Here is a 5,242-nt window from a genome sequence, read left to right on the forward strand (position 1 = left end):
TTCATAATAAGCTAACTCTTGCTTGCGTAATGCGGGTTCGAGACCCAGTCGAGTATTCGAGTTTGGTGCTTGGAGTTCTATGTCGCGTTCATGTTTGTTATCGGTCTCTCGATAGAGGAGCCAGCGTTCAATCGAACTACAACATAGAAAGCTTTAGTTGCGGCTAAAGCCTGGGTCTCACATTACCCGAAACAGGTCGATTAATGGGGATAATTTCCCATACAAGCGTTAAAGAGGGATTCATGCCGCGTGGCATTTTTGGTATGCGGTGGTTTTGGTGGTGAAAGTGGTCTGCGGAAAGTTGGTTTAGGCGGCATTCACCCCTTAACGCGGCGTTATGCTTAATCAATTAAAATCAGTGGTTTATGGATTTTCTTTGTTCCCTCGGCTTTTCAGTTTTGTGTTTGTCGGCAAGCCGGTTTTTTTGAGCGCTGTTTTTCGGACACTTATTCTTTGGCGCTGAAAATTCAGAGAGTTGCCTCAATCAATTTTCGGGTAAGCGCGAGGTTAGGGCGGTTCGCTCAATCAGAAATCCATTTCTAGGTTTTCAAACTTCAAACTAGATTTGCCAAAAATCCGAGCCTGATTATCAAAACTATGATTCATTTCGGTTTTCTACATTTTGGCTTTTGTTTCTGAATCGAAGTCGAGTTAATCTTGTTTTTAGTAAAACGTAAGTTATTGAAGCTTAAGCATAACAAGGCGTTTAAGCGGGATTCATGCCGCGTGGCATTTTTGGTTTGCGGTGATTTTTGTGGTGAAAGTGGTCTGCATAAGGTTGGTTTATGCGGCATTCACCCCTTAACGCGGCGTTAGGTGAATGGTGAGTGGATTGAACAAGGACAGCTTTATGAAATGGTTTTTAGCTTTTTGGCTCGTTGTCGCCAGCTGTTTTTCTGCCGGCTTGTATTCTAATGACGCCGTTTTACAACAAGCTTATCAATCGCAACAAAGTGATTTACAGGTTCAAGGATTTGGACACGTGGTGAAAGTGTTGCCCGACGACAACGATGGTTCAAAGCATCAAAAGTTCATCTTAAAGCTTAATAGCGGACAAACGTTGCTTGTTGCTCATAACATCGACTTAGCACCGAGAGTTCCGAACTTGAAGGTTGGCGACAGTGTTGAGTTTTATGGTGAGTACGAATGGAACAAAAAGGGTGGCGTTCTTCATTGGACTCATAAAGATCCTCAAAATCGTCATACTCATGGTTGGTTGAAACACAATGGGCAGGTGTACGAGTAAATTCACCTAACAAACGCCTCAAGAGGGACTGTCAACGCGTGGCGTTTCCAGTCCCATTGAGCCGCGGTGGTTACGGCTGTTGTGTTTGAGTTTAGTGTTATGCGTTGCCAGCCCCTTAGGCGGGCGTTAGGCTTATAGAATTGAAGTAACAAAGTACTATTTGTTGCTACTAGCGTCGCAAATAATGTTTGTTACTAAGTTGGTAAACTCTCTTCCAATTACTATTGTTGAATTTCAACACACAGGAAAGCTGAAGTATGGAGACAATCAATACTTGGAAAGTAATTTTTGCGGAAGATGGCACGACTAAGGACAAGGTTTATACTCAAAAAGTTACAATTATTGACAGCAAAGGCAAAGTCTTAGGCACGTTCAAAGGTAGTACTACTCCGAATCCATTTAAGCCGAGCGAACCGACTGTTAAGGGTATGGATGCATATCCGTATGTCAGTGCTGGTACGTATAAACTGACTCATGGTACACATAAAGGCATACCCGCGCTGGTTGTTAATGATAATAAGTTCGTACCAACTCAAAATGAAAATCCAAACTTTCCTGACTATGGAAAAAGAGCAAACTTCATACACGTACATTGGGGATATAAAACAACATGGAAAGGATCTGCTGGTTGTCCAACAATTCATCCTGGTCAATGGAACGACTTTTTAGCAAAAGTACCAAGTGGCTCAGGCTTATTGGTTATACCATAGTACTGAATACTTCATCATTGGCACTAGCGTCTGAAGAAAGTGTAGTAGACGATTATAAAACACTGTCTTCTGAATATGTTGGGTATTATATGAACAACAATTTAGAGGCTGCATTTCAAGTTTCTTTGAAGCAGCTAGATATGGACCCAAGCGATTCTATTGCATTTCTAAGACTAGCTTTGTCAGTTCGCGGTTCATGTAATTTGGTTAAACCTCATTTTTCAAACTATGGTTCAATGAATGAGCTCAAAGATGTAACCATTTTGGCTAGAAAATTGATACAAAAAGAGTGTCAAATTTATCTCTAGTGTCAGAAGCCTAACCAAGCGTTTAAGAGGGATTCATGCCGCGTGGCATTTTTGGTATGCGGTGATTTTTGTGGTGAAAGTGGTCTGCGGAAGCACGGTTTATGCGGCATTCACCCCTTAACGCGGCGTTAGGCATTAATCGTTAGATTCTAAAATTTAGCTGATATAATGCGCTCAATTTTCAAAGTAGTAGATTTTGTCAATATGAACATAGACAAGTTAACTCGAACAGAATTGATTGAGTTGAACAATCGAATTGTAGCTCGTTTGGAAAGCTTGGATGAACAGGAAGTCCAAGCCCAAAGGCAGCAGTTTACACTTGGTTCACCAGCGGAGTTTGTCGATGGCAAAGGCATTTCTCATGCTTGTGTCGTGATTAAATTCAATAAAAAGACAATATCAGTGTCCACTCCAAATGGTGAGCGTTGGAATATTCCGGCAGATCGGCTGCGTCCGTTGTCAAATGCCTAACAAAGCGTTTAAGACGGACTCCCAACGCTTGGCGCTTTCGACTTTCTTCAGGTTAAGTGTTTATGTCACAATGGTTTAGGTAAGGTGGTTGGCGTTGCTCGCCACTTAACGCGGCGTTAGGTGGGTAAGGGAGAGTTCTTTGAAAGATTTATATAGCAAAGGTTTCTTGAAATCATTGGTTTCAAAACGAATTGTGCCTTTAAGTGAGCAAGTTGGTGAAGTGGCAATTGATTTGCTGTTAACAGATGAGCTTATAAAATCGATACCTATACTTGGTCCTGCACTACGGTTGATCGAAGCTGGCAATGACATAAGGGCATATGCTTTTGCTAAAAAAGTGTCCATGTTCCTCTTTGAACTCGATACTCTATCGATAGAACAAAGAGAAAAGTTTGTTGCTCAAACCGAGTCGAGTGTTTCGAAATCTCAAGAGTTAGGTGAGGCGATCTTATTTACTCTAGATGCTTTAAGCTCAGCAGACGCTGCAAAATACCTTGGACGTAGTTTTAAGCTTTATATTGATGGCTCTTTAACCAAGGAAAGTTTTGATATTTATAGCCATTTGGTTAGTAACCTAACTCCACACGTAATTCAACATTTGCATTACGCTTATCAGAACGCTTGGTCATCTGGTTTTTCTGGGGACTCCATGTATTACCTTGCAAGCTTAGGCTTAATCGATATGAATGTTGTGCCCAAACATGATGGTAATAACATCAAATTTATGCAACATCCAAGTTGTAATGAGTTTGGTAGGTTGTTTTACAAACGGGTAATTCTAGGTGAAAGTTTACCCACCTAACAAACAATTTAAGAGTGATTCGGCACGCGTGGCATTTTTGCTATGCGTTGGTTTAAGTGATTAAGGTGGTATGCGGGAGCATCGTATTGCGTGCCTCACACCTTAATTGGGCGTTAGGCGAACGGGGGATGTATGAGTAAAAAGTTGACGATTATCAAAACTGACAACATGAAAGAGACAGTGCCAGATGTCACTGGAACATTTGTGAAGTGGATGTATTTAAACCATCCTGAAATTGAAGTTGAAACACCAGGCAATGCGAAAAAAGCATTGTTACGTAGTCAGTCTCTGATTATGCCCATTGTTAGTTTGGCTTTAGATATGAGCTTGCTAAACTATTTAGCATTGGTACTTGAATTTGCTAAGTTCAAATTTCAAGGTTCACTAGAAGGAGATAAGAATGTTATCTCTTTACGAGTGAGATATAAGGATGAAATTAATGGGGTTGAAAAGGAGTTTAGTTTTGATGGTACAGAAAGTGCTTTAGAAAATACTGTGGAGAAGTTTAGTATTAATGATTTTATGAGGGGGTAGTTTTTATCAATGGATTTTAGTGAATCTCAAGTTTCTGGTTATATAAAAGCTATCCATGAAATTTTGGCATGTATTGATGGAAAGAGATTTATCGAGGCCAATATATTAGCATCATCAGCTATATCAAGGCTGCTAAAAATTAAATCTGGATTGCGAGATGAACAGAAGAATAATGTGTTTCTCTTTGAACAAACATTTAAACTTCTTCAATCAAACTCACAATATTGGGAGTCTATTGTAGAGGGGGATTTTTCTGAATCTTGGAATAAGCTGCAAGATTGTTTGGATTATGTTAGAAGACTCAAAAAATTCTCATCGAAAGAAAGTCCACTGCTTTCATTCTATGAAAAGCAACTTGTTGCATTGGAAGGAACTTATCCTTACACGCTTTTTTCCAGCATTGGAATGGTTGTTGATAAATATATATGTAGCTTGTGTGGGTTGGATATTGATTCGTTAGATTGTCCACATATAGTTGGTGAATTGTATGCTGGAGAAATCGCTTATGGAGTTGTACAAGGGGAAGGTGCGTATCTTGATCACGTTGCTATAACTGAACATCCAAAAGATAAACGTTGTATATTAAATCCATATAAAAATAATGCTCCACAATTTAGTGTTCAACTAAAACTATCAGGATATATTAAAGAAGATAAAATGAAGCCATTGGGTTTTCAAAAAATTTCGAAAATCATTTATAAAAGACATAACCCAGACTATAAAAAACTTAGTCGAAATGCTGCTTGTTTTTGTGGCAGTAACAAAAAATTTAAAAATTGTTGCATAAATAATCAGCTAGTAAACGCAGTACATTTTGAGTTTATTTCTGATGAAGGTTCGCCTAACAAACGCCTCAAAGGGACTGTCAACGCGTGGCATTTCCAGTCCCATTGAGCCGCGGTGGTTATGGTTGTTGTGGTTGAGTTTGGTGGTAATGCGTTGCCAGCCCCTTAGGCGGGCGTTATGCTTAATCAAGTAAAATCAGTGATTTATAGTTTTTCTTTGTTCCCTCGGCTTTTCAGTTTGGTGTTTGTCGGCAAGTTGGCTTTTTTGAGCGCTGTTTTTCGGACACTTATTCTTTGGCGCTGAAAATTCAGAGCGTTGCCTCAATCAATTGTCAGGTAAGCGCGAGGTTAGGGAGGCTGGCTCAATCAGAAATTTGATCTTAGGT

Annotated in this window: 9 protein-coding genes; all 9 read left to right on the forward strand. The window is 39.8% G+C overall.

The genetic code is table 11. From position 1 onward, the window contains the following. The first annotated feature begins 219 nt into the window (after positions 1–219). The 9 genes from CIK04_RS35580 to CIK04_RS15395 all read left to right on the forward strand — a co-directional run bounded on the left by CIK04_RS35580 (position 220) and on the right by CIK04_RS15395 (position 4,965). A complete protein-coding gene (locus tag CIK04_RS35580) occupies positions 220–345 on the forward strand; it encodes a DUF3265 domain-containing protein (RefSeq protein WP_128824628.1) in 126 nt (41 codons plus the stop codon). A gap of 336 nt (positions 346–681) precedes the next feature. Next, positions 682–816: a DUF3265 domain-containing protein gene (locus CIK04_RS35585; protein ID WP_157806512.1), complete on the forward strand. Its 135-nt coding sequence runs from the start codon at positions 682–684 to the stop codon at positions 814–816. Between the two features lie 34 nt (positions 817–850). After that, entirely contained in the window at positions 851–1,246 is a 396-nt protein-coding gene (locus CIK04_RS15365; protein WP_176463354.1) for a DUF3465 domain-containing protein, read from the forward strand. Positions 1,247–1,503: 257 nt separating this feature from the next. Continuing rightward, positions 1,504–1,956 (forward strand): hypothetical protein, encoded by a 453-nt coding sequence (locus tag CIK04_RS15370; RefSeq protein WP_053543599.1) that lies wholly within the window; start codon positions 1,504–1,506, stop codon positions 1,954–1,956. A 350-nt stretch (positions 1,957–2,306) separates the two neighbouring features. Then, positions 2,307–2,396, forward strand: a complete 90-nt coding sequence (locus CIK04_RS35590) for a DUF3265 domain-containing protein (protein WP_097353674.1) — start codon at positions 2,307–2,309, stop codon at positions 2,394–2,396. A 36-nt stretch (positions 2,397–2,432) separates the two neighbouring features. Beyond that, a complete protein-coding gene (locus CIK04_RS15380; protein WP_225470039.1) occupies positions 2,433–2,735 on the forward strand; it encodes a hypothetical protein in 303 nt (100 codons plus the stop codon). Positions 2,736–2,874: 139 nt separating this feature from the next. Further along, positions 2,875–3,537, forward strand: a complete 663-nt coding sequence (locus tag CIK04_RS15385; protein ID WP_046267896.1) for a hypothetical protein — start codon at positions 2,875–2,877, stop codon at positions 3,535–3,537. 132 nt (positions 3,538–3,669) lie between these two features. Then, positions 3,670–4,071 (forward strand): hypothetical protein, encoded by a 402-nt coding sequence (locus CIK04_RS15390; protein ID WP_097353673.1) that lies wholly within the window; start codon positions 3,670–3,672, stop codon positions 4,069–4,071. Between the two features lie 9 nt (positions 4,072–4,080). Beyond that, entirely contained in the window at positions 4,081–4,965 is an 885-nt protein-coding gene (locus CIK04_RS15395) for a YecA family protein (RefSeq protein ID WP_097353672.1), read from the forward strand. Positions 4,966–5,242: the final 277 nt, after the last annotated feature.

The organism is Vibrio sp. 03_296, assembly GCF_002265885.1.

Bases quoted from the DNA above. Each gene is read 5' to 3' on its own strand.
- CIK04_RS15365 (WP_176463354.1), top strand. From the start codon at position 851: ATGAAATGGTTTTTAGCTTTTTGGCTCGTTGTCGCCAGCTGTTTTTCT.
- CIK04_RS15370 (WP_053543599.1), top strand. From the start codon at position 1,504: ATGGAGACAATCAATACTTGGAAAGTAATTTTTGCGGAAGATGGCACG.
- CIK04_RS15380 (WP_225470039.1), top strand. From the start codon at position 2,433: ATGCGCTCAATTTTCAAAGTAGTAGATTTTGTCAATATGAACATAGAC.
- CIK04_RS15390 (WP_097353673.1), top strand. From the start codon at position 3,670: ATGAGTAAAAAGTTGACGATTATCAAAACTGACAACATGAAAGAGACA.
- CIK04_RS15395 (WP_097353672.1), top strand. From the start codon at position 4,081: ATGGATTTTAGTGAATCTCAAGTTTCTGGTTATATAAAAGCTATCCAT.